The organism is Amycolatopsis sp. MtRt-6 (assembly GCF_017308975.1).
Lineage (GTDB): Bacteria > Actinomycetota > Actinomycetes > Mycobacteriales > Pseudonocardiaceae > Amycolatopsis.
Map to the genome: position 1 here is coordinate 162,811 of NZ_JADWPD010000020.1, position 23,218 is coordinate 186,028.

Genomic DNA, 23,218 nt, shown 5'->3' on the forward strand with positions numbered 1-23,218 from the left:
AGGTCGCCGGGGCAAGGGGACGAGAGGAGCCGGCTTGGAGCGCCGCGCCCCGGCCGGGTCGCGGCGCTCCACCCGCGCCTCGGCCTGCGACGGGGCAACTCGGCCCGGCCGCACCGCGACCCGAGCCGCCAGTCCGCCCCACTCGCCGGAACGCCACGAGCCGGCCCGGGCAGTTCGCCAACCCCGCCCCCCGCACCGCGACCCGAGTCGCAACCCCGCCGCTCACCTCAGCCGGCCACACCGCGACCCGCGCTTCAACCCCGCCGCTCACCTCAGCCCGCCACACCGCGCCCGGGCGGTTCGCCGCCCCGCCCGCAGCACGCCCCACCGACACAACCAGCCGGCCACACCACGACCCGCGTCTCAACCCCGCCGCTCACCACACCCCGCCGGCCGGTTCGCCACCGCGTGGTCTCCGCCTCGCCAAGCCGGGTTGGTGATTCCCGCGCGACCGCTTTCCGGGCTGCCCTAAGCTGCCAGTCCGACACGCACGAAGGATGTTCTGCTCATGGCGATGCGCGAACTGCGCTATTTCGGGGACCCGATCCTCAAGTCCGTCTGCGATCCGGTCACCGTGTTCGACGAGAAGCTCGAGGCGCTCGTGCGGGACCTGCTCGACTCCGTCAAGCCCGCCGGGCGGGCCGGGCTGGCCGCGCCGCAGATCGGCGTCGGGCTTCGCGTCTTCAGCTATGACGTCGCCGGGCTGACCGGGTACGTCGTCAACCCCGAAATCGTCGAACTGTCCGAAGAAACGCACGAGATCGGCGAAGGCTGCCTGTCGGTTCCGGAGCTGTGGTTCCCCACCAAGCGCGCCAAGCACGCGAAGGTCCGCGGCGTCGACGTCCACAACGAGCCGGTCGAGGTCGAAGGCGAAGACGTGCTGGCCCAGTGTCTGCAGCACGAAACCGACCACCTCGACGGCGTTCTCTACCTCGACCGGCTCACCGCCGAGCGCAAGAAGTCCGCCCTGCGGGAAGCTCGCGACAAAGACTGGTTCTGGAAGCGCTGACGCTCAAGCCGGCAGGAACAGCCGGAGCCGGGCACCGTCGTCGATGCCGCGTTCCGTGCGGAGGCCGGCTCGGGCCGCCGTGCGGGGCAGGATGTCGTCGCCCTCCAAGCAGTCCGCCGACAGCTCCGTGATGCCCTGGGCCTCCGCCAGCACCGCGAGCCGCGCCAGCAGGGCCGTGCCGATTCCCTGGCGCTGCCAGTCGTCCTCCACCAGCAGGGAAATCTCGGCGCCGCCCGTGATCATCGGGATGAGCTGGGCCAGGCCGATGACCTCGCGGCCGAAGACGGCGAGGACGCTCGTGCCGCGCGGGGGCACCAGCAGCCGGTGGAGGCGGCGGCGCGGCACCGTCCGCACTCCCGTGTGGTACCGGCGGAACAGCGTCGCCATCGAACAGCGGCGGTGCAGGTCGGCCACCGCGTCGGCGTCGCCGGGGACGCCCTTGCGCAGGACGATCGCCGCGCCGTCCGGGCGGTCGAGGACCACCGGGCCTGCCGCGTTCCGGGCCGCCGCCGCGAGCAGCGTCACCAGCGCTTCCGCGCGGGTCAGCTCCAGCTGCACGAACGGCGCCCACTGGCGGCGCGCCACCAGCGCGCTGCCGTCGGCCAGCGCGAACACCGCCCGGTGCCCGCTCTCCGTGCGCCCCGGGTTCGCCTCGGCGGCGGGAACGAGCGTGACGACGTCCGCGGCGAGGACGTCCTTCAGCACTTCGGCGAGACGGCTCGGGTCGTCGACGGCGCGGCGGGCCGCGAGCAGCGTCGACGCCGACGGGTCGACCAGCTCGTGGACGTCGGCGTCGATGATCGCGGTGCATTCGCAGCCTTCGGCGCGGATGGCGTCGACCAGGTGCCGCCGGGGCAGGCCGGTCGCCGGACGCAGCACGATCTCGTCGAGCACGCCGCCGGGGACCGGCAGCACGGACAGGCCGAGGATGTTGCACTCGAGATCGGCGAGCCGGATGGCGATGCGGGCGAGGGTGCCCGGGTGGTCGTGCATCCGGATCCGCACCCGCCACGCCGACGGCGCGGCCGGCTCCTCGGCGGCGGCCGTCCGGCTCGGCTGGGGCAACGCTCTGGAGGTCTCCATGCCCCCACGGTCCCCCGCGGTTGTTGCCGCTCCAGGACGCCGGTGTTTCGCTCAGGTCAGCGTTCGTCGCGCCCCGGCAACGCCGCCGAAACACTCAGCCAGGACCGCAGCTCGGTCGCCAGCGCGACCGGGGCGTCCAGCTGGAGGAGGTGCCCCGCGCCCGCGACCGGGGCGAACGTCGCGCCGCGGATGCCTGCCGCGAGCCGCTCGCCGGTGGCCTGCGGGATCCACGTGTCCTCGGTACCCCACAGGACGCGCACCGGCAGGTCGATCCGGTCGAGCCACGCCTCGTTCTCGGCCAGGTACCGCTCGTCGTAGGCGGCGATCTGGCGGTAGAACGCCGGCTGGCCTTCCGGCCCGAGCCACGGCGCCACGAGCTCGGCCAGGTCGGCCTCGCGCAGCTGCCGGAAGCTCGCGTTGCCGATGTAGGCGCGGACCAGCGCCTCGTGGATGTACGGCGGCACCCGGGCGAGGACGTCGGGGTGCTCCTTGACCAGCCGGAAGAACGGCGAGCCCGACGGCGGGATGGCGACGACGTCGGCCATCAGCAGCGACGCGTACGGCACGCCGTGGACCAGGTGGGCGCGCAGCGAGACGGCGCCGCCGTAGTCGTGGGCGACGACGTGCGGCCGGTCGAGCTCCCAGTGCGCGAGCAGGGCGCGGAACGCCTCGGCCTGGACGCCGAAATCGACCGGGTGTTCCGGGTCCTTCGACGAACGGCCGTAGCCGGGCATGTCCCAGAGGTACACGGTGAAGTCGCCGCTCAGCGCTTCGGCGAACGGCCGCCAGAGCCACGACGACCACGGCGTGCCGTGGCAGAACACCACCGCGGGTCCCGATCCGGCGCGTTCCCAGGCGATGCGGCGCCCCTGCCAGTCGAAGATCTCCATGATCACACGCTAGGTCAGCGTGGGGTCAGTACGCAGAACTCGTTGCCCTCTGGATCGACCAGCACACGCCACGGCAGCGCGGGCCCGACCGGGTCGGCCGGCGCCGCACCGGCCGCGACGACCTCCGTCACCGCCGCGGCCTGGTCCTCGCCCGCCGGGGGCGCGACATCGAGGTGGACGCGGTTCTTGACCCGCTTGACGTCGTCGTTGCGCAGGAACTCCAGCCACGGCCCCCGGCCGGACGGCGCGCGCAGTCCCACCAGGACGTCGCCTTCGCGGGCTTGGACCGGCCAGCCGGTGAGCCGCGCCCAGAAGCCCGCCAGGAGCTCCGGGTCGCGCGCGTCGACCAGGATCGACGCCACCGCGCCGGTGTCCGCGTACCGCTCGCGGGGCTCGAGGACGCAGAACTCGTTGCCTTCCGGGTCCGCCAGCACGACCCACGGCACCGCGCCCTGCCCGAGGTCGACGCGGCGGCCGCCCAGCTCCAGGGCGCGCGCCACCAGCGCGGCCTGGTGGGCGGGAGTGGTGCTCGCCAGGTCGAGGTGGATGCGGTTCTTGACCTCCTTGGGTTCGGGGACCGGCACGAAGACCAGGTCGAGGTCCCAGCCGTCGCTCTCCGGGGCGCGCACGTCGACCTCGCCGGACTCCTCGACGGCGACGTGCCAGCCGAGCAGCGCGGCCCAGAAGCCCGCCAAGGCTTCCGGCCGCGCCGCGTCGATCACCAGGTTCTCCAGGCGCGTGGTCATGCGCCGCAGGCTAACCGCCACCTCCGACAGTTCCGGTTCGGCTTCCCCACCGGCCGGATCATCGGGTCGCGAGCCGCAGCAACGCCCACAGCTGGGCCGCCTGGTCGTGCACGCCGCGCACGGTCACCGCGGTCAGGGACGCCCGGCCCCAGAGCCACAGGTAGATCTGCGCGGGCCTGGCCGTGACGACGTCGTCCGCGGCCTCGGCCTCCTCGGCCGAACAGCGCCAGGCCTCCGTGGTGTCGGGGCCGGCCCGCGCGATCCAGCTGTGCGCGCCGGCCCGGACACCGACCGAGCCCGCTTTCGTGCCGGTCAGGCCGAGCATCGGCAGCTTCTGCCCGAACCAGAGGGTGAGCACCTCGTCGATGCCGTCGATGGCGACGTCTTCGGGCACGCCGCGCGGGTCGGCGCCCGCGGCCTGTTCGACGTCGACCCGGTGGACGACCGTTTCGTGCAGCATCCGGCGCCGCCAGAACCCGTACGTCCGGTCCGCGGGCCACCAGGTGTCGGCGTGTTCCTCCGGGTCGTGCGCGGCCAGCTCGTCGAGCAGCTCGGACAGGCCCGTCTCCAGGAAGGACCGCAGGCTCTGGCCGGGTTCGGGGTCGCGCGGCCAGTCGTCGGGGCTCCGGCCGTCGGTCAGCCGGCGCCGGACCAGCCGGTAGAGGCTGCCGACGTGCCGGGCGACCTCGGCGATCGACCAGCCGGGGCAGGCGGGCACCGGCGCTTCGGTCGGGGCCGCGTGCACCGCCTCGGCCAGCAGCCTGCCTTCGATTCCCAACGCCGTGAGCAACCGCCCCTGGTCGACCGGGCCGTGCTCACGCGACATGGGCTTCCCCGGTGATCGGCAGGCCGTGCACCAGACGGCGGACGAGTTCCAGGAACGGCGTGGCGGCCCCGACCAGCCCATCGGCGGACTCGGCGGTGACTTTCCCGGTGATCCCGGCCTGCGCGGCGGCGCGCGTGGCCGAGTTGCTGGCGAAGAAGGCGGACCATTCCCGCAGCTCGGGGGCCACGGAGTCGAGCAGCACCCAGGTGCTGGCCGGCCGGGCCCGCCCCCGGTGCGGCCGCCCCCGCGCGGCCAGCACGGCGGCGGCACCCCGCAGGGCGGCGAGGTAGGCGCCGATGAAGCGTTCGGCGGGCCGGCTTTCCCGCGCGGCCTCGGCAAGCCCCCGCCGTGCTTGGGCAAGCAGCCCGGCGGCGGCGGGCGAAGCGGGTGGGCGCAGCGACATGGGCAGCGCCGACTGGTCGGCCTCAGCCCCGGCGGCGGGCGGGCGCAGGGACACGGGCAGCTCGGCGGCGGCCGGCCGCGCGGGCTCCGGCACCGGGACCGGCGGCTGGGACCCGTCAGAGCCGGCAGCCGGAGCGACTGGCACGCCGGATCCCACCTCGGCAGCCGTCGGCCCGGCTTGCGCCGAATCCCCGAGGGCGGGCAGCTCGGGCCGACCGGCATCGGTGGCGGCCGGAGCCGGCACCTCGACCGACCGCGGCTGCTCCGGGACCGGCAGCTCGGACGCGCCGGCCGTCGGCGGCGGGTCGGCGGGCCGCTGCGGCTGCTCCGCTGACGGCAGCTCGAGCTGCCCGGAATCCACGCCGGCGGGTCGGCCGGAGCCAGCCTGAATCGTCGCTGGTGGCTTGGGGTGCGGGAGGGGCCGGGTCTGCTCCGGGATCTCCGGCAGCGGCAGCTCGGACTGCGCGGGCTCCGCCGCCACCAAAGCCGCCGAAGCCACCGAAGCCGCCGCCGAAGACGGGCGGTGCAGCTCGGCCGCCGAGGGGCACAGGGCGATCGGCAGCTGTGGCTGCCGCGGGTCCGCTGCCGGGGCCGACAGGCACTGGCGGGAACGTCCGCGGGGTGTGGTGACCGCCTGGGCCGGCTGCGGGCGCAGCGACATGGGCAGCTCCGGCTGCCCGGGATCCGTGGGGGACACGACCTTGACGGACATGGCGACCCTCCTCCTGCGCGGGGTGAGCCCGATCAAGGGCCCGGTGCCGAGACGCTTCCCCGTCCCGGTACCGGGCACCCGACCGGTGCGCGCTCACCAGATGTCGAACGCTTGTTCGAACGTTTTCCAGAGTAACCCCCGAACCGGTGCGCGCTCAACCCCGGAGGGCGTGGTGCGGGACACCAGGTCGGCGGCGTGATCTCATAGGTTCATGAGTTCGCTGGAGCACCCCGCCGTCGCCAAGGTGGCGGCCGCGCTGGCCGAAGCCGGGCAGCACGCCGCCGCCGAAGGCATCCGTGTCCTGCCCGCCGAGGTCCGGACCGCCGCCCAGGCGGCCGAGGCACTCGGCGTGCCCGTCGGGGCCATCGCCAACAGCCTCATCTTCCGCCTGGGGTCCGACAAAAAAGCGCTCCTCGCCCTCACCTCGGGCGCCCACCGCGCCGATCCGGCCACCCTCGAGCGGCTGGCCGGCGGCGAAATCGGCAAGGCCGACGCCGATTTCGTCCGGACGCACACCGGGCAGCCGATCGGCGGCGTCGCGCCCACCGGGCACCCGTCGCCGCTGCCGACGCTCGTCGACACCGCGCTGCGCGAACACGCCGTCGTCTGGGCCGCCGCCGGGCACCCGAAGACCGTCTACCCGACGACGTTCGCCGGGCTGGTCGCCTTGACCGGGGGCACCCCCGGCGCGCTCGGCGGCGCGGAGGAGGATGGACAGCCGTGACCGCGATGCCCGCCGGCTGCTCCCGCTACGTCCAGCTCTCCGCGGACGAGTTCCGCGCCCGCCTGCCCGAAGCGCTCGACATCTACGTCCGGGCGATGCGGTACCCGGCGGGCACCGCCGAGCAGCGCGCGCCGATGTGGCTCACCCACGCGCTGCGCGAGGGCTGGCGCTGCATGGCCGCCCTCGACGCCGACGACGTCCTGCTCGGCGTCGCCTACGGCTACCGGGGCCGGGCCGGGCAGTGGTGGCACGAGCAGGTGCGCCACGGCCTCAGCCGCCGGTCCGGGGCCGCCGAGGCCGACCGCTGGCTGGCGGACTACTTCGAGCTGACCGAGATCCACGTCCGGCCGGAGAACCAGGGCCACCAGATCGGCGAGGACCTGCTGCGCAGCCTCCTCGAAGGCGTCCCGAGCGCGAACGTGCTGCTGTCGACGCCCGAGGGCACCAGCCGCGCGTGGAAGCTCTACCGCCGCACCGGGTTCGTCGACGTCCTGCGCGACTACCACTTCGCCGGCGACCCGCGGCCGTTCGCGATCCTGGGGCGGGCGCTGCCCCTCGACCCGCGCTGAGCCGAGGGGCAGCGCGCGTCACCGCGGTTCCGGCCGCCAGTAGCCGACGGCCAGCGCCGCGACCAGCACGGCGGCGCCGCACCACGCCGTGCCGCTCAGCCGTTCACCGAGCAGCGCCGCCGACAGCACCGCGGCCGTCAGCGGTTCCAGGACCGCCGACAGCGAGCCGAGCACCGGGTGCGCGTCGGCCAGGCCGCGCAGGTACGCGGCGTAGGCGAGCGCGGTCGGGACGGCGCCGAGGTAGCAGACGAGCGCGAGGACGTCGACGTGCAGCGGGATCGCCATGCCGGACCAGCTCGCCACCGGGAGCAACAGCAGCCCGCCGGTGAGGCAGCCGAACGCCGTCGTCGACAGCGGGTCCAGGCCTTCGACGGGCTTCGCGGTGACCAGGGTCAGGGTCGCGAAGCCGGCCGCCGCGAGCAGCGCGAAGCCGAGTCCTCCGAACGAGAACGCTTCGCCCGGTGACCACTGGAGCAGCACCAGGCCGGCGAGGGTGCCGGCCACGGAGACCAGCGTCCAGCGACGGAGTTTCCGCACCGACACGAGGGTGACGACGACGGGGGCGGCGCCGATCGTGGTCATGGTGGCGACGCTGACCGAGCTGAGCGCGACGGCGGCGAAGTAGCTCGCCTGGAAGAGCGCGAAGAGACCGCCGACGGCGAGAATGCGCTTCGCCGCTTCGGCCGTGCGCGGGAAGCCTTTCGAGAAGGCGATCGCGACGGCACCGCCGACGAGCAGCCGGTAGTCGGCGACGGCGAGCGGGTGGAGCCCGGCGAGACCGCCGAGCAGCGAGCCGGCGAGACCGCCGGTCCCCCAGAGGACACCGGCGAGGACGAGCGCGGCCGAAGAACGGGCGCGCGTGGGTAGAGACACCAAAGGAAACGCTCCTGCGTCGAAGGAAAAGGGAGTTCGACGACGCGGGGCGGCGCGCAAGACGAATCAGCCGCGGGCCGGCACGGCCACGCGGCGAGGGACCACCCCGCTCAGGCGCGAGGCGGTGGGGTGACGAAGAGAATTCGGCGCACGAGGTCAACCTAGTGGAGGCACCGCGGGGACGCGATCGGGTTTCCGGTGCGCCACCTGCGAGATCATCTTGAGGGCGGATCCCCGGGTGTCGGGCTGCTGGAGCGGCAGCGCCGCTACTTCGAGGACTACGCGGCGACGCTGCGAGCCGGGCATCCGGCGTGGCCGGAGCCGTCCCGAGGGGTGGCCGGGCAGCCACCCCTCAGGCACCTCAGTCCAGGTGGGACAGCTGCTCCCGCAGCGTGTCCAGCCCCATCCCGCCCATCTTCAGGGCCTCCGTGTGGAACCGCTTGATGTCCCACGACGCCCCGGCGCGGGTCCGGGCCTCCGCGCGGGCCGCCAGCCAGAGGCGCTCGCCGATCTTGTACGCCGGGGCCTGGCCCGGCCAGCCGAGGTACCGGTCGATCTCGTCGCGGATGTGGGCCTGGTCCGTGATCGTGCGGGTCAGCATGAACTCCAGGCCCAGCTCCGGCGTCCAGCGGGAGCCCTCGTGGAAGCCCGTGCCCGCCGGAATCTCCAGCTCCAGGTGCATGCCCAGGTCCACCACCACGCGGGCCGCGCGGAACAGCTGCTCCGACAGCATGCCCAGGAGGTCGCCGTCGTCGGACAGGTAGCCCAGTTCCTCCATCAGGCGCTCCGCGTACAGGGCCCAGCCCTCCGCGTGGCCCGACGTGAACGCCATCAGCCGCTGGTACTTGTTCAGCCCGCCCGACTGGTCCACCGCCGTCGCGATCTGGAGGTGGTGGCCCGGCGCTCCCTCGTGGTACACCGTGCTCGTCTCGCGCCAGGTGCTGAACTCGTCGCGGCCCGCCGGCAGCGACCACCACATGCGGCCCGGGCGGGCGAAGTCCTCGCTCGGGCCCGTGTAGTACGCGCCCACCCCGCCACCCGGCGGGGCGATCTTGCACTCCAGGGCCATCACCCGGTCGGAAATGTCGAAGTGCTTGCCGCGCAACGACTCCAGGGCGTCGTCGGACAGGCGCTGCATCCAGGCCTCGAACTCCGCGCGCCCCCGGACGCGGTACCGCGGGTCGGCGTCCAGCGCCGCCGCGGCCTCCGCCGGGGTCGCGCCCTGCTTGACGCGGTTCGCCACCGCGCGCATCTCGGCCTCGATGCGGGCGAACTCCGCCCAGCCCCACTCGTAGGCCTCCCGCAGGTCGAGGGTGGCGCCGACGAAGTACCGGGACCACAGGCGGTAGACGTCCTCGCCGACGGCGTCCTTGACCGGGGCCTTCGGCGCCAGCTCGGCGCGCAGGAACCCGGCGAACTCCGCGAACGCCTCTTCGGCGGCCCGTGCGCCGCGTTCGAGGTCGGCCTTCAGCGTCTCCAGGGCATCCGGTGCCGCGCCGCCGACGAGCTCGGTGAAGAAGCCCGTCTCCTCCTTCAGGCCCGCCCACGTCTCGCACTGCTCCGCGACCTTCGCGACCTGCCGCAGCGCCGCGACGTGCCCCGCGTCGGCCGCCGAAAGCAGGCCGCTGCGGAGGCTCGCCAGCGCGCGCGGGACCTCGCCGATCCGGGCCGAGACGACCGACCAGTCCTGTTCGGTCTCCAGCGGCATCAGGTCGAACGCCATCCGCAGGTCCTGGACCGGGCTGGCGATGACGTTGAGGCCCGCCACGTCCAGGCCGGCCTCGTGGATCTCCAGCTCCAGGCCGATGCGCTCGGTGAACACGGCCTTCGCCGCGCGTTCGGCGGCGTCCCGCGGCTCGGCGGCGGTGACGGCGGCGTGCGCGCGCGAGGCCAGCCCGGCCCGCTCGGCGAACCCGTCCGCCGAGTAGTCGGTCAGCCGGTGGTCGTGGCCGTTGATGCCGTGCACGGTCGCCGCGACCGGGTCCGCGGCCACGTAGTCGTCGACGTAGCGGTCACAGATCTCGTGCACGCCTTCGGAAGCAGTAGAAGCCATGGGCCGCACGGTACCGGGCCATGCGTACCGCGCGGTACGTACTTAAGCACGGGCCGGGACGAGGCCCAGCCGGGCGATCACCTCGCGCGTCGCCTTCGAGCGGTTGAACGTGTAGAAGTGCAGGTTCGGCACGCCCTCGGCGATCAGCTTCTCGCACAGCTCGGTTGTCACGTCGATGCCCGCCGCGCGGAACGCCTTCGGGTCGTCGGCCAGCGGTTCGAGCCGGTCCAGGAGCTTGCCGGGCGCCGGCGCGCCGGACAGCTTGATCGTCGTCTGCAGGGTCCGCATCGTCGTCAGCGGCATGACGCCCGGCAGCACCGGGACGTCGCAGCCGGTCGCGGCGACCCGGTCGCGCAGCCGCAGGAAGTCCTCGGGGTCGTGGAACAGCTGCGCGATCGCGAAGTCCGCACCCGCGCGCAGCTTGCGGACCAGGTACTTCGTGTCCGACTCCAGGTCGGCCGAGCGCGGGTGGCCGTAGGTGTACGCCGAGACGCCGACGCAGAAGTCGCCCAGCTCACGGACCAGCTGCACCAGCTCTTCGGCGTAGGTGAGGCCCTCGGGGTGCGGGATCCACTCGCCGTAGACGTCGCCCGGCGGGTCGCCGCGCAGCGCGAGGATGTTGCGGACGCCGACCGAGGCGTACCAGCCGATCACGTTCCGCAGCTCGGCGACGGAGTGGTTGACCGCGGTCAGGTGCGCCATCGGCACCAGCGTCGTCTCGGTCGCGACGCGGGCGATGCTGCGGACCGTGCCGTCGCGGCTGGAGCCGCCGGCCCCGTAGGTGATCGACATGTAGGCCGGGTCGTACGGCTCGAGCTCCCGGATCGCCTTCCAGAGGACGGCCTCGTCCGCCGTGTCCCGGGGTGGGAAGAACTCGATGGAGAACTTCGGCCCGTCTCCTCGCAACCGCTCGATCACCGACGTCATACCTCGAATGTTAAGGGCCCCCGCCCTAGACTCGATACAGGAGTGAGCGATGAGGGATGACGACGCGAGCTGGGACGAGGACGTGCGCCTCGCGGTCTACCGCGCCTTCGCCCGCCACGGCCGCGCGCCGACCGGGCCCGAGCTGGCCGACGCCGCGGGTGGGTCGCTGGCCGTCGCGAAACAGGCCCTGCACCGGCTCGCCGACGCCCACCACCTGGTGCTCGACGAGTGCGAGCACGTCGTCCTGGCCCACCCCTTCGCCGCGAAGTCGCTCGGCTTCTCCGTGATGGGCGCGCACACGCTGTGGTGGGGCGGCTGCGCGTGGGACTCCTTCGCCATCCCCCACCTGGTCGACGCCGAGCCGGAGGTGCTCGTCGCGACCCGCTGCCCCGGCTGCGGGCAGCCGCACGCGCTGGTCGTGAACCGGACCGTGCCGCCCGAGGGCATCCAGGTGGCGCACTTCCTGGTGCCCGCCGCGCGGATGTGGGACGACGTGCTGCACACGTGCGCGAACCAGCGCCTCTTCTGTTGCGAGTCCTGTGTGGACGCCTGGCTGGCGGAAACCGGGCAGCCCAAGGGGTCCGTGCTCGACCTGGTCACGCTCTGGCGGCTCGCCCGCGGCTGGTACGCGGGCCGGCTGGAGCGCGGCTACCGGCGGCGTGAGCCGCACGACGCGGTCGCCTACTTCGCCGAAGCCGGCCTCACCGGTCCGTTCTGGGCTCCCGCGGCGGGAGTCTGATTCACCACATCCGAGAGCCCCGCCGGGCCGCGCGCCCGCGCGTTCGGCGAGTATTACGGGCATGAACGCGCTCGCCGCCGACCGTGACCTGCCCGCCCACGTCGAGCGCGCGCTGACCGGGTTCCTCGATCGGGCGGGCACCGCGATCCTCGAGACCGAGCCGACCGTGGCCGCCGGGATCGACGCGCTACGCGGCTTCGTGCTGAACGGTGGCAAACGCTTGCGCCCCACGTTCGCCTGGTGGGGCTGGCGCGGTGCGGGCGGCGACCCGGACGGCCCCGACGCCGAGGGTGTGCTGCAGGCGGTGTCCAGCCTGGAGCTGATCCAGGCGTGCGCGCTGATCCACGACGACCTCATCGACTCGTCCGACTCCCGCCGCGGCTTCCCGACGGTGCACATCGCGAGCGCGAAGCTGCACGCCGACCGCGGCTGGCTCGGCTCCCCCGCGACGTTCGGCCTGGCCACCGCGGTGCTGGTCGGCGACCTGGCGCTGGCCTGGGCCGACGACATGTTCGCCGACGCCCCCCTGCCCGCCGGGACCCTGTCCGCGGCCCGCCCGGCCTGGCGCGCGATGCGCACCGAGGTGCTCGCCGGGCAGTACCTCGACGTCCGCACGCAGGCCACCGGGGACGCCTCCGTCGAGGCCGCGCTCAAGATCGACCGGCTCAAGACCGCGGCCTACACCGTGCAGCGCCCGCTGCACCTGGGCGCCGCGCTCGCCGGGGCGGGCCCGGAGCTGATCGCCACGCTGCTGGAGTTCGGCGGCGAGGTCGGCGTGGCCTTCCAGCTGCGCGACGACCTGCTCGGCGTGTTCGGCGACCCGTCGGTCACCGGCAAGCCCGCCGGCGACGACCTGCGCGAGGGCAAGCGCACCCTGCTCGTCGCGCTCGGCCTGCAGCTCGCGGCGGAAAAGGGCGAGCGGGCCGCGGCCACCGTGATCGCGGACGCGATCGGCGACGCGGACCTCTCCGACGAGGGCGTCGAGACCGTCCGGATGGCGTTGCAGCAGGTCGGCGCCGTCGACGCGGTCGAGCGGCGGATCGACGAGCTGACGACCGCGGCGATGGCCGCGCTGGACCGCGCGCACCTGGCCGAGCCGGCGCCCGACGCACTGACCGGGCTGGTCGTCAAGGCCACCCAGCGGACGTACTGACGTGCGCACGATCGACGCGCCGGCCGACCACGTCGTCGTCATCGGCGCCGGCCTGGCCGGGCTTTCGGCGACCCTGCACCTGCTCGGCGCCGGACGCCGGGTCACCCTGCTGGACCAGGCGGACGTCCCGGGCGGCCGGGCCGGGCAGCAGAACTTCGACGGCAACGCCGTGGACACCGGCGCGAGCGTGCTCACCATGCCGGAGCTGCTCGAAGAGGCGTTCGCCGCGGTCGGCGAGCCCCTGGCCAAGAACCTGCGCCTGACCCGGCTCGACCCGGCGTACCGGGCCCGCTTCGCCGACGGCAGCGCCCTCTCCCTGCACACGGACGGCGACGCGATGGAGGCCGAAATCCGCGCCTTCGCCGGCGCCCGCGAGGCGGCGGGCTACCGCGCGCTGCGGCGCTGGCTGACCGACCTGTACGCCGTGCAGAAGGACCGCTTCCTCGCCGCGAACTTCGACTCGCCGCTCGACCTCGCGCGTCCCGAGCTGGCTCGCCTCGCGGCGTTGGGTGGCTTCGGGCGGCTCGGCCCGCGCGTCGGCCGCTACCTGCTCGACGAGCGCGTCCGGCGGCTGTTCACCTTCCAGGCGCTGTACGCCGGCCTCGACCCGGCGAGCGCGATCGGCGCGTACGGCGTCATCGCCTACATGGACACCGTCGGCGGCGTCTACTACCCCGAAGGCGGGATGGGCGAGATCGGCCGGGCGATGACCGGCGCCGCCGCGCGGGCGGGCGCGGACGTGCGCTTCGGCACCGAAGCCGCGTGGCTCGAGCGGGTGTCGTCGCGGGTGCGCGCGGTCCGGACGCGCACGGGCGAGCGGATCGCCTGCGACGCCGTCGTGCTGGCCACCGAGCTGAGCACCGCCTACCGGCTGCTCGGCGCGCGGCCGAGGCGCCCGCTGCCGCTGCGCTACTCGCCGTCGGCCGTGGTGCTGCACGGGCGTACCGCGAAGGCGTGGGACCTCGGCCACCACACGATCTTCTTCGGCGGCGCCTGGGAGCGGACGTTCGCCGAGATCATCCGCGAGGGCAAGCTCATGAGCGACCCGTCGCTGCTGGTCACCCGGCCGACGGCGACCGACCCGGGGCTGGCCGGGCGCGGCGGCGAGATCGTCTCGGTGCTCGCGCCCGCGCCGAACCTGCGTCGCGGCCCCCTCGACTGGGACCGCATCCGCGGGCCGTACCGCGAAGAGCTGCTTCGCACGCTGGAGGCCCGCGGGCTGACCGGGTTCGGCGGCGAGTTCACCGTCGACGAGATGATCACCCCGGCGGACTGGGCGGCCCGCGGGCTCGCGGCCGGGACGCCGTTCTCGCTGGCGCACACGTTCACCCAGACAGGCCCGTTCCGGCCGGCGAACCTGGTCCGCGCGGCGGGCAACGTCGTGCTGGCCGGCTGCGGCACCACCCCCGGCGTCGGCATCCCGCCGGTGCTCATCTCCGGCCGGCTGGCGGCGGAAAGGATCACCGGCCGGTGAACGAACTGGACGCGGCGGGCATCCTGGCGCCGGACCTGCGGGCCGCGTACACCGAGTGCCGCCGCATCAACGCCCACTACGGACGCACGTTCTTCCTCGCGACGCGGCTGCTGCCGGCCCGGGCCCGGCCCGCCGCGCACACGCTGTACGGGTTCGCGCGGATGGCGGACGAGCTGGTCGACAACCCGGCACCGGGCAGCGACCCCGGTGTTTCGCTCGATCGGGTCGGCGCCATGGTCGACGTCGTTTTCGACGGCGGGACCCCGGACGACCCGGTGCTCGTGGCCCTGGCCGACACCGTGCGGCGCTACGGCCTCGCGCGGGAGCTGTTCGACGCGTTCCTGAAGTCGATGCGGATGGACCTCGCGCCGGTCGAGTACCGGACGTTCGCCGAGCTGGGCGAGTACATGTACGGCTCGGCAGCGGTGATCGGGCTGCAGATGCTGCCGGTGTTCGGCACGGTCGGCCCTCTTGCGGACGCCGAGCCGGGCGCGATCGCGCTGGGCGAGGCGTTCCAGCTGACGAACTTCCTGCGCGACGTCGGCGAGGACCTCGATCGCGGGCGGCTTTACCTGCCCACCGCGGAACTCGCCGCCTTCGGTGTTTCGCGCTCGATGCTCGAAGCCAGGCGGCCCGGCCCGCGGATCCGGGCGGCACTGGCGTACTTCGTCGCGCGGACGCGGGCGGTGTACCGGCGGGCCGAAGCCGGGGTGGCGTTGCTGCGTCCGGAATCGCGGCCGTGCGTGCGGACGGCGTTGACGTTGTACGAGGGCATCCTCGACGAGATCGTGGCGATGGACTACGACATCCTGACCCGCCGCGCGGTGGTGCCGAAGGCGCGGAGGCTGGTAGTCGCACTACCCCCCTTGGCCACGATGTGGGCGAGCGAGACGTTCCGCGGCGGTCGTAGGCTGCGATCATGACCGAACGACGCATCCGGATCGGCCTGCAGCTCCAGCCGCAGCACGCCGACTACGACAGCATCCGGCGCACCGCGTCGGCGGCCGAAGACCTCGGCGCCGACATCATTTTCAACTGGGACCACTTCTACCCGCTGTACGGCGACCCCGACGGCCTGCACTTCGAGTGCTGGACGATGCTCGGCGCCTGGGCGGAGTCGACGTCCCGGGTGGAGATCGGCGCGCTCGTGACGTGCAACAGCTACCGCAACCCCGAGCTGCTGGCCGACATGGCCCGCACGGTCGACCACATCTCCGGCGGGCGGCTCATCCTCGGCATCGGCTCCGGCTGGTTCGAGAAGGACTACGAGGAGTACGGCTACGAGTTCGGCACGGCCGGCGGCCGCCTCGACGACCTCGCGGAGGCGCTCCCCCGCATCGAGTCGCGGCTGGGCAAGCTGAACCCGGCCCCGACCCGCAAGATCCCGGTCCTCATCGGGGGCGGCGGCGAGAAGAAGACGTTGCGTCTCGTGGCCAAGCACGGCGACATCTGGCACGGCTTCGGCGACCCGGATGTCGTCGCGCGCAAGGTCAAGATCCTCGACCAGCACTGCGCGGACGTCGGCCGCGACCCGGCCGAGATCGAGCGGTCGTGCGGCGTCGAGGGCGCGCCGGACGAGCTGGGCCCGAAGCTCCTGGAGCTGGGCGTCACGACCTTCACGGTCGGCGTGGGCGGCCCGGACTACGACCTCGACACGCTGAAGTCCTGGATCGCCTGGCGCGACAAGACGAACGGCTGAGCTTCACCCCCGCGCCCGGTGCGCGGCGACGCGCTCGCGTGTCGCGCACCGGGGCGAGCAATACCTCCGTGGGCTGCCGCCGCCCGTGTGGGCGAACGGCCTGCCGCACGACGGCGACGCGCACAGGCCGCCCGGGACGTCCTGGCGTTCCGCGAGCAGTGACGCAAGCCCCAGCGCCGACGACGTCACCAGCCACGCTCCCCACGGGCCGTCGTCGGCCGCGTCCGTGTGCAGGTGCCAGCCGTAGCCGTCTTCGTGGTCCGTCAGGCGTGGTGAGCCCGCGTACTCCGCGAACAACGCGTTGAGCACCGAAGCCGCCGAAACGACGTCGCGCGCCGCGAAGACCTCACGCAGCCGCAGGGCCGCCGCGCGGAGTTCCGCGACGTCTTCCTGGGACAGCGAGTGCTCGGGTTCTCCGTGATCGCGCAACACCCGCGCCACCGCGGCCGGGCCGGGGGCCGGCGCCAGCAGCACGATCAGCAGGTCCACCGCGCGCTGCACGGAATCCCGGTGGGGAAAGGCCATGCCGCAGTGTAACGTCTTGCCCATGCTAAGGCGTTACTTGGGTGGCGCGACGCTCGCCCGGACCGGCGACGAACTGTCCGCGCCCGCGCTCCTGCTGCTCGGGATGACCGCCGGCCCGCACGCCGGCGCGGCGCTGCTCGCCGGGCTGACCGCGGCCGCCGCGGTGGGCGGGCCGGTGTTCGGCGCCCTGCTGGACCGCTCCGCGACCCCGGGACGGCTGCTCGCCGTCGCCCTCGGCGGTTACGCGGGCGGGATCGCCCTGGTCAGCGCGACCTTCGGGCACCTGCCGCTCGAAGCCGTCGTCGCGGTGGCGGTCGTGTCCGGCCTGCTCAACCCCGCCATCGCCGGCGGCTGGACCGCGCAGCTGCCCGCGGTCACCGGACCGGAGCAGCTGCCGCGGGCGAGCCGCTTCGACGCCATGACGTTCACCGCCGCCGCGCTCGCCGGGCCCGGGCTCGCCGGGCTGCTCGGCGGTTCGGCCGGCCTGGTCGTCGCGGTCGGCCTGGTCGCCGCGGCCATCCCGGTGGCGTGGTTCCTGCCGAAGCGGAAACCGCGGAAGACGCGCCTCAAGGACGGCTTCCGGGTGCTGGTTCGCAACGCGCCCCTGCGGCAGGCGACCGTCGCTTCGACGATCTCCTGCGCCGGCATCGGCATGATCACCGTGTGTTACCCACTGCTCGGCGCGGCGCACCTGCGCGGCCCGGCGGACGGCGCGCTGCTGCTGGCCGTCCTCGCGGTGGCGTCACTGCTGGCCAACGCCGTCTTCGCGAAGAAGCCGCTGCCGTGGACGCCCGACCGGATCGTCCGGCTGAGCACGGTCCTCCTGGCGGCGAGCTGCCTGCTGGCCGCGAGCGGACACGGCGCCGCCGTCGTGGTCGCGGCCGTGCTGGCCGGGTTCGCCGAAGGTCCGCAGCTCACGGCGTTGTTCGCGATCCGCCACCGTGAAGCACCCGAGCACGTGCGGGCGCAGGTGTTCACCACGGCGGCGAGCGTGAAGATCACCGGACTGGCGGCGGGAGCGGCACTGGCCGGCCCGCTGGCCGCGTGGTCGCTCCCCGCCTGCCTGCTCGCCGCGGCGGGCGTTCAGCTGGTCGCGACCTGTTTCAGCAGTGACATCCGGGGCTTCGCCCCGGGCCGGGGGCTCCGCCACCCGGACCCCCGAAAGAGCTGCAAGTCAGAACGCCATCGCCTGGGCACGCCGCTTGACCTCGGTGCCGTGGCTGGTCCGCAGGGCGTTGATGGGCGTGCTCCCGGGCAGCGTGTCGTCGGCGGTGAACAGCCACCGCAGCATCTCGGTGCGGCTGAACCCGGAGTCGGCGAGCACGGTGATCGTGCCGGTGAGGCCCTTGACCACGCCGTCCTTCACGAAGAAGTCGCTGGGCACGCACAGTTCACCGCCGCGCTTGAGCGCGATCAGCTGCCCGTCGCGCAGCATCTGCCGGACCTTGTTGGTCGACGTCCCCAGGGCGGTCGCCACCTCCGGCAACGGAAGGACCGCGATGGCGGTGTCGAGGATGTCATCGGCGACAGGAATCCCACTCACAGGTGACACTGTGCCACATTTCGTCCCCTCACCCGCTAGTGCGCACGGGTGACCCGCGAGGTCTCCTCCACGAGGCGTGCGCGGTTCCGTACGATCCATACTCGTGACACGCACCCAACCCAGCCTGGTCGGCACGCTCTTGGAGCGGCGCTACCGGGTGGACCGGCTGCTCGCCCACGGCGGAATGTCTTCCGTCTATCGGGGGACGGACACCCGGCTGGACCGTCCGGTCGCGATCAAGATCATGGACCCGCGCTTCGCCGACGACCGGTCGTTCGTGGACCGGTTCGTGCGGGAGGCGCAGTCCGCGGCGCAGCTGCACCACCCGCACGTCGTGGCGGTGCACGACCAGGGTTTCGACCTGCCGCAGGGTGCGGAGTCGGGCCTGGCCTTCCTGGTGATGGAGCTGGTGGACGGCGGGACGCTGCGCGACCTGCTGGACGACGAAGGACCGCTGGACGTCGCGGTGGCGCTGAGCGTCGCCGAGCCGGTGCTGTCGGCGCTGGCCGCCGCGCACCGCTCCGGGCTGGTGCACCGGGACGTGAAGCCGGAGAACGTCCTGATCGGCCGGGTCGGGCAGCACACCGGCGGGGCGGTGAAGGTCGCGGACTTCGGCCTGGTACGGGCCGTGGCGAGCGCGGGCACGACGAGTTCGAGCGTCATCCTCGGCACGGTCGCCTACCTCTCCCCCGAGCAGGTCGAGACCGGCGCGGCGTCTTCGCGCGGCGACGTCTACTCGGCCGGGATCCTGCTGTACGAAATGCTGACCGGCCGGGTGCCCTACACCGGCGACACGGCGATCTCGGTGGCCTACCGGCACGTGAACGACGACGTGCCGCGGCCGAGCGAGCTGCGCCCGGACCTGCCGCCGGCGCTCGACGACCTCGTCGTCCGCGCGACGCGGCGCGACCCGCAGCTGCGCCCGGCCGACGCCGGGGAGTTCCTCACCGAGCTGACGGCGGTGCGCGCGCAGCTGGGGCTGCTGCCGGTGACCGTGCCGATCCCGGTGTCCCACGGCCAGGGCGACCTCGCCGACACCGAGCGCACGCTGCCGCGCATCCCGCAGGTGCCGGACACCGAGAAGACGATGCCGGTGCACCGCCCGAACGCGACGCGGGCGCTGAGCCACGCCGCCGGGCCGGCGACCACGCAGGTGCCGCCCGTGGCGCCGCCCCCGCCGCGGCGGCGCAGCCGTCCGGAGCCGGAGAAGCCGCCGCAGGACAACCGCAAGCGCATCCTGGTGATCGCGGCCGCGGTGCTGCTGCTCGGCGGGCTGATCGGGGCGTTCGCGTTCATCCTCACCGACACCGGCGGCGACAAGACCGCGCGGGTACCGAAGCTCGTCGGGCTGAACCAGGCCGCGGCGGGTGACGCGCTGCGGGCGGTGAAGCTGAACCCGCAGTTCAGCCAGGAGTTCGACAACACGGTGCCGTCGAACACGGTGCTGCGCGCCGACCCGGCGGAGGGCACGCCGCTGTCGCCGAACGCGACGGTGTCGGTGGTGCTGTCGAAGGGCCGCCCGGTGGTGCCGGACATCCGCCCGGGCACCGCGCTGCCCGACGCCGAGCAGGCGATCAAGGCGTCCCAGCTGACACCGGTCCGCGGCGCCGACGACTTCGACGCCGAGGTCCCGCAGGGCGCGGTCATCCGCACGACGCCGTCGGCGGGCAGCCAGCTGACGATCGGCGGCCAGGTCACGATCATCGTGTCGAAGGGGCCGATCCCGCTGCCGCCGGTCCCGGACGTCACGGGCCGGCCCAAGGACGAGGCGTTCCAGCTGCTGCAGGAGGCCGGGTTCGAGCCGTTCCAGGCGGGCGAGGAGTTCAAGCAGGACGTCCCGGCCGGCGCGGTCACCCGCACCGACCCGCCGGCGAACGCCCAGGCGAAGGCCAAGCGGATCGGCGTGTTCGTGAACAACGCCGTCCAGGTGCCGGACGTCCGGTTCCGCTCGTTCGAGGACGCCCAGAAGCTCCTGGAGCAGGCGGGCCTGAAGGCCGACCGCGACGGCGGCCGGGGCCGCGGCAACGGCGGCGGGTTCGACTTCGTGTTCCAGCAGGACCCGGAGCCGGGCACGTTCGTGGCGAAGGGGTCCAAGGTCAAGCTGAAGGGCTTCGGGGGATGATCGGCAGCCGAGGCCGCGTGACGGGCACGATCGGCCCCGGCCTCATCGGCGAGGTGCTGCTGAACGTCCGGGGCGGCACGGAGGCGTTCTACGCGTACCCGGCGGACCCGGAGGAGACGTTCACGTCGGGCACGCAGGTGCTGGTCGTGGACTTCGAGCCGCCGCGGACGGTTTACGTGGAACGGTGGCAACCGCTGAGCCGCTGACGGCGCCCCCGGCCGGCCGGCGTTCGGCGACCCCGCGGCGGCGGGCCACCAGGCCCCACCCGGCAGCCGCGACCGAGGGGCATCACGCGTGCCTGGAGGGGCATCACCTGTGACTGGAGGGGCATCACCCGTGTTTGCGGGGGCATCACGCCGATGCCCCCGCAAACACGCTTGATGCCCGCTCAATCACGCGTGATGCCCCTCCGATCACCGGCGGCCCCTGGAGCGGCGGCAGCTGTCGGCTGAAGTCCCACCGGCGCTCACAACTCGGCGGCGGCCGGCCACCCGACCGCAGCTCCGGTTCCAGCCCGAAAGCGCCCCCCGCGAGCCACCGACAGCGACAGCTCCGGCCGGCGTTCGGCGACCCCGCGGCGGCGGGCCACGAGGCCCACCCGGCACCTGCGGCCGGCCGCGCCGATTTCCCCGTCCGGGTGGCAACCGCTGAGCCGCTGACGGCGTCGAAGAGGCACAACCCACAACGGAAAAGCGAGGGGGTCGGTGCCATGAGCCTCGTCGAAATCCTGCTGTACGCGGCGGGTGGGCTCGTCGTCGTGCTGATCGTCGTCTTCGGGATCCTGCGGCTGCTCTACAAGGTGGCCGAACCGAACGAGGCGCTGATCATCTCCGGGCTGGGCGTGCGCGTCGACCGCGCCGAGACCGCGGACAGCCTGGGCTTCAAGATCATCACCGGCCGCGGGGTGAACGTCATCCCCGGGTTCCAGACCGCCCGGCGGCTGTCGCTGGACACCCGGGGCGTCAACCTCCAGGTCTCCTGCGTCACCAAGCAGGGCCTGCCGGTCACCGTGCGGGCCGTCGTCATCTACAAGGTCGGGGACGACTACGCCTCCATCGCCAACGCCGCCCGCCGGTTCCTCGACCAGCAGAAAGGCATGAACGACACCATCCACGAGCTGTTCAGCGGCCACCTGCGCTCGATCGTGGGCGGCCTGACCCTCGAGGAGATGATCCACAACCGGGACGCGCTCACCGGCGAGGTCCGCCAGTCCTCGGCCACCGAGATGATCAAGCTGGGGCTGATCGTCGACTCGCTGCAGATCCAGGAGATCGACGACGAGACCGGCTACATCCTCAACCTCGGCAAGCCGCACGCCGCCGCCGTCGCCGCGTCGGCGCGCATCGCCGAGGCGCAGCGCGACCAGGAGGCCGCCGAGGCCGAGCAGATCGCCGCCGCGAAGAAGGCGGCCGCGGTCCGCGAGAGCCAGATCCAGCAGGCCGGCTACCAGGCCGAGGTCGACCAGGCGCGGGCGAAGGCGTCGCAGTCCGGTCCCCTGGCCGAGGCGACCGCGCGGCAGGAGGTCGTCGTCCAGGAGACGCGGGCCGCCGAGCTGGAGGCCGCGCTGGCCGAACAGCGGCTGCAGTCGCAGGTCCGCAAGCCGGCGGACGCGAAGGCGTACGACACGCGGACGGCGGCCGACGCGGCCCGTGACGCCTCGATCGCCAAGGCCCAGGCCGAGGCCAGGGAGACCGAGCTGCGGGCCGCCGCGGACGCCACCCGCGTCAAGACGGCCGCCGAGGCCGAGGCCCAGGCCACGAAGGCCCGCGCCGAGGCGATGGCGGGCGCCACCCGGGCGACCGGTGAGGCCGAGGCCGCCGCGGCCAAGGCCCGTGGCCTGGCGGAGGCGGAAGCCGCGAAGGCCCGCGGTCTCGCCGAGGCCGAGGCGGCCCGCGCGAAGGGGCTCGCCGAAGCGGACGCGATCAAGGCACGCGCGGCGGCGCTGGCGGAGAACCAGGAAGCCGTCGTCGCGCAGCAGCTGGCCGAGCGCTGGCCGGAGATCGTCGAGGCGGGCGCGAGCGCCTTCGGCAACGTCGACCACATGGTCGTGCTCAACGGCGCCGACGGCATGTCCGACATGTTCGCCAAGGCGCTGTCGCTCGGCGGAACCGGCCTCGGCCTTGCCCGGCAGCTGATGGACGCCATGGGCAAGCCGGCCGGGAACGAGGCTGCCCAGCGCAACGGCGAGCTCAAGCTGAGCGACTAGCCGATCACGCTGCGTACGGCCCCGGTGTGTCCCGGATCACGGGAAGCCGGGGCCGTACGCCCGATCGGGGGCGGAAATTCCCGGGCGGTTGTCCTACCGTGGGCGCATGGTGCCGGACAGCGTGTCGCGGGCCGCCCGATGAGCAGCTTCTTCACCGGCGGTCCGCGCGAGCGTCCCCTGTTCCCCGTCCCGGAACAGGAGCTTTACGCGTTCAACGGGCGGCACTGGACCGATCCCCCGCGCGAGCACATCGTCCCGGCCGTGCTGCCGTGGGCGCAGCCGCTGGGCCGGTCCGAGCGCACGGTGGTGGCGCTGCGGGCCATCGAGGTGTGGCCGCAGGCGCTGACGCTGCGCGTCACGGTGTACTCGCGCGACAGCCTGGTCGACGACCCCGCCGAGGGGCTGATCGACCACCGGCGCAAGCCCGACTACAACGGGCTGCTGATCGGCGTGCTCTACGCCGACGGCAGCCGGGCGAGCTCCGAGACGATCTCGGTGCCGTCCGCGTCCGAACCGGACGCCCCGGTGCTGCGGGCCCAGCCGGTCGGCGGCACGCGGTTCGCCGTCGACCACGAGGTGTTCCTGTGGCCACTGCCCTCGGCCGGCCCGCTGAAGCTCGTCGTGCAGTGGACGGACCGCGAGATCCCGGAGACCCGCACGACGCTCGACGGCGGGGCGATCCGCGCCGCGGCGAAGGACGCCGCGGAGATCTGGCCGGGGCTCGGCAGGCGGCAGGTCAACGGCCTGCCGGTGCGCCGGGTCGGCAAGCAGGTCGCGCTCACCCCCGATTGGGGGACCGCGGTCGCCCAGGCGGAAGAACCCCGGCCTGCGCCAGGGGAATGAATCCCTTCCCTGATCTGTGAGCCCGGGCACCGTGCCCCGGGGTATCTCGAATGGATGAACGGGGTGGCGAGTTAGCGTCGTGGAAACACTTCGACCACCC

At 73.6% G+C, this 23,218-nt stretch carries 22 protein-coding genes and 1 pseudogene; 13 read left to right on the forward strand and 10 right to left on the reverse strand.

The window, feature by feature from the left end:
• Positions 1-508: 508 nt before the first annotated feature.
• Positions 509-1,009, forward strand: a complete 501-nt coding sequence (gene def, locus I4Q55_RS30165; protein ID WP_206792388.1) for a peptide deformylase — start codon at positions 509-511, stop codon at positions 1,007-1,009.
• 3 nt (positions 1,010-1,012) lie between these two features.
• Here the strand turns inward: def and I4Q55_RS30170 are convergent, their stop codons facing one another.
• From I4Q55_RS30170 to I4Q55_RS50670, 5 genes are all read right to left on the reverse strand, one after another.
• Positions 1,013-2,074, reverse strand: a complete 1,062-nt coding sequence (locus tag I4Q55_RS30170) for a GNAT family N-acetyltransferase (RefSeq protein ID WP_206792464.1) — start codon at positions 2,072-2,074, stop codon at positions 1,013-1,015.
• A gap of 74 nt (positions 2,075-2,148) precedes the next feature.
• Positions 2,149-2,982, reverse strand: coding sequence for an alpha/beta fold hydrolase (locus I4Q55_RS30175; RefSeq protein WP_206792390.1), 834 nt, complete (start codon positions 2,980-2,982; stop codon positions 2,149-2,151).
• 14 nt (positions 2,983-2,996) lie between these two features.
• A complete protein-coding gene (locus tag I4Q55_RS30180; RefSeq protein WP_206792392.1) occupies positions 2,997-3,728 on the reverse strand; it encodes a VOC family protein in 732 nt (243 codons plus the stop codon).
• A 58-nt stretch (positions 3,729-3,786) separates the two neighbouring features.
• Positions 3,787-4,554, reverse strand: a complete 768-nt coding sequence (locus tag I4Q55_RS30185) for a maleylpyruvate isomerase family mycothiol-dependent enzyme (RefSeq protein WP_206792394.1) — start codon at positions 4,552-4,554, stop codon at positions 3,787-3,789.
• On the reverse strand, positions 4,544-4,957 hold the full coding sequence (locus I4Q55_RS50670) for an SAV_6107 family HEPN domain-containing protein (protein WP_206792465.1): 414 nt from the start codon (positions 4,955-4,957) through the stop codon (positions 4,544-4,546). The genes I4Q55_RS30185 and I4Q55_RS50670 overlap by 11 nt, the downstream gene beginning before the upstream one ends.
• A gap of 922 nt (positions 4,958-5,879) precedes the next feature.
• On the opposite strand from I4Q55_RS50670, the gene I4Q55_RS30195 reads away from it, so the two are divergent.
• Positions 5,880-6,392 (forward strand): YbaK/EbsC family protein, encoded by a 513-nt coding sequence (locus tag I4Q55_RS30195; protein WP_206792396.1) that lies wholly within the window; start codon positions 5,880-5,882, stop codon positions 6,390-6,392.
• Positions 6,389-6,961 carry a GNAT family N-acetyltransferase gene (locus tag I4Q55_RS30200; RefSeq protein ID WP_206792398.1) on the forward strand — a complete coding sequence of 191 codons (573 nt, stop codon included), beginning with the start codon at positions 6,389-6,391 and terminating at the stop codon, positions 6,959-6,961. The genes I4Q55_RS30195 and I4Q55_RS30200 overlap by 4 nt, the downstream gene beginning before the upstream one ends.
• Before the next feature lie 18 nt (positions 6,962-6,979).
• On the opposite strand, the gene I4Q55_RS30205 is transcribed toward I4Q55_RS30200, so the two are convergent.
• The 3 genes from I4Q55_RS30205 to I4Q55_RS30215 all read right to left on the reverse strand — a co-directional run bounded on the left by I4Q55_RS30205 (position 6,980) and on the right by I4Q55_RS30215 (position 10,814).
• A complete protein-coding gene (locus tag I4Q55_RS30205) occupies positions 6,980-7,837 on the reverse strand; it encodes an EamA family transporter (RefSeq protein WP_242547007.1) in 858 nt (285 codons plus the stop codon).
• A gap of 358 nt (positions 7,838-8,195) precedes the next feature.
• Entirely contained in the window at positions 8,196-9,887 is a 1,692-nt protein-coding gene (locus I4Q55_RS30210; protein ID WP_206792402.1) for a DUF885 domain-containing protein, read from the reverse strand.
• 42 nt (positions 9,888-9,929) lie between these two features.
• Positions 9,930-10,814: a methylenetetrahydrofolate reductase gene (locus I4Q55_RS30215; protein WP_206792404.1), complete on the reverse strand. Its 885-nt coding sequence runs from the start codon at positions 10,812-10,814 to the stop codon at positions 9,930-9,932.
• A gap of 49 nt (positions 10,815-10,863) precedes the next feature.
• Between I4Q55_RS30215 and merB the strand changes: the two genes are divergently transcribed.
• From merB to I4Q55_RS30240, 5 genes are all read left to right on the forward strand, one after another.
• Complete coding sequence (merB, locus tag I4Q55_RS30220; RefSeq protein WP_206792406.1) at positions 10,864-11,553, forward strand: organomercurial lyase; 690 nt, start codon at positions 10,864-10,866, stop codon at positions 11,551-11,553.
• Positions 11,554-11,614: 61 nt separating this feature from the next.
• Positions 11,615-12,706 carry a polyprenyl synthetase family protein gene (locus I4Q55_RS30225; RefSeq protein ID WP_206792408.1) on the forward strand — a complete coding sequence of 364 codons (1,092 nt, stop codon included), beginning with the start codon at positions 11,615-11,617 and terminating at the stop codon, positions 12,704-12,706.
• A gap of 1 nt (position 12,707) precedes the next feature.
• Positions 12,708-14,180 carry a phytoene desaturase family protein gene (crtI, locus tag I4Q55_RS30230; RefSeq protein WP_206792410.1) on the forward strand — a complete coding sequence of 491 codons (1,473 nt, stop codon included), beginning with the start codon at positions 12,708-12,710 and terminating at the stop codon, positions 14,178-14,180.
• Complete coding sequence (locus I4Q55_RS30235) at positions 14,177-15,103, forward strand: phytoene/squalene synthase family protein (RefSeq protein WP_206792412.1); 927 nt, start codon at positions 14,177-14,179, stop codon at positions 15,101-15,103. Before crtI ends, I4Q55_RS30235 begins: the two co-directional genes overlap by 4 nt.
• Positions 15,100-15,879: an LLM class F420-dependent oxidoreductase gene (locus I4Q55_RS30240; protein ID WP_206792414.1), complete on the forward strand. Its 780-nt coding sequence runs from the start codon at positions 15,100-15,102 to the stop codon at positions 15,877-15,879. Before I4Q55_RS30235 ends, I4Q55_RS30240 begins: the two co-directional genes overlap by 4 nt.
• A gap of 3 nt (positions 15,880-15,882) precedes the next feature.
• Here I4Q55_RS30240 and I4Q55_RS30245 read toward each other — a convergent pair whose 3' ends face one another.
• The gene (locus I4Q55_RS30245) at positions 15,883-16,404 is read right to left on the reverse strand and encodes a CGNR zinc finger domain-containing protein (RefSeq protein ID WP_206792467.1); all 522 of its coding nucleotides are present in this window, start codon (positions 16,402-16,404) and stop codon (positions 15,883-15,885) included.
• A 22-nt stretch (positions 16,405-16,426) separates the two neighbouring features.
• Between I4Q55_RS30245 and I4Q55_RS51020 the strand changes: the two are divergent.
• Positions 16,427-17,149 (forward strand): annotated as a pseudogene (locus I4Q55_RS51020) (MFS transporter); the annotation flags it as partial.
• Between the two features lie 429 nt (positions 17,150-17,578).
• Here the strand turns inward: I4Q55_RS51020 and I4Q55_RS30260 are convergent.
• Positions 17,579-17,947, reverse strand: coding sequence for an Rv2175c family DNA-binding protein (locus I4Q55_RS30260; protein WP_206792420.1), 369 nt, complete (start codon positions 17,945-17,947; stop codon positions 17,579-17,581).
• 103 nt (positions 17,948-18,050) lie between these two features.
• On the opposite strand from I4Q55_RS30260, the gene pknB reads away from it, so the two are divergent.
• The 4 genes from pknB to I4Q55_RS30280 all read left to right on the forward strand — a co-directional run bounded on the left by pknB (position 18,051) and on the right by I4Q55_RS30280 (position 23,118).
• Entirely contained in the window at positions 18,051-20,069 is a 2,019-nt protein-coding gene (gene pknB, locus I4Q55_RS30265; protein ID WP_206792422.1) for a Stk1 family PASTA domain-containing Ser/Thr kinase, read from the forward strand.
• On the forward strand, positions 20,066-20,275 hold the full coding sequence (locus I4Q55_RS30270) for a hypothetical protein (RefSeq protein WP_003100783.1): 210 nt from the start codon (positions 20,066-20,068) through the stop codon (positions 20,273-20,275). Before pknB ends, I4Q55_RS30270 begins: the two co-directional genes overlap by 4 nt.
• Before the next feature lie 503 nt (positions 20,276-20,778).
• Positions 20,779-22,275 carry a flotillin family protein gene (locus I4Q55_RS30275; RefSeq protein WP_206792425.1) on the forward strand — a complete coding sequence of 499 codons (1,497 nt, stop codon included), beginning with the start codon at positions 20,779-20,781 and terminating at the stop codon, positions 22,273-22,275.
• 138 nt (positions 22,276-22,413) lie between these two features.
• Entirely contained in the window at positions 22,414-23,118 is a 705-nt protein-coding gene (locus tag I4Q55_RS30280) for a hypothetical protein (protein WP_206792427.1), read from the forward strand.
• Positions 23,119-23,218: the final 100 nt, after the last annotated feature.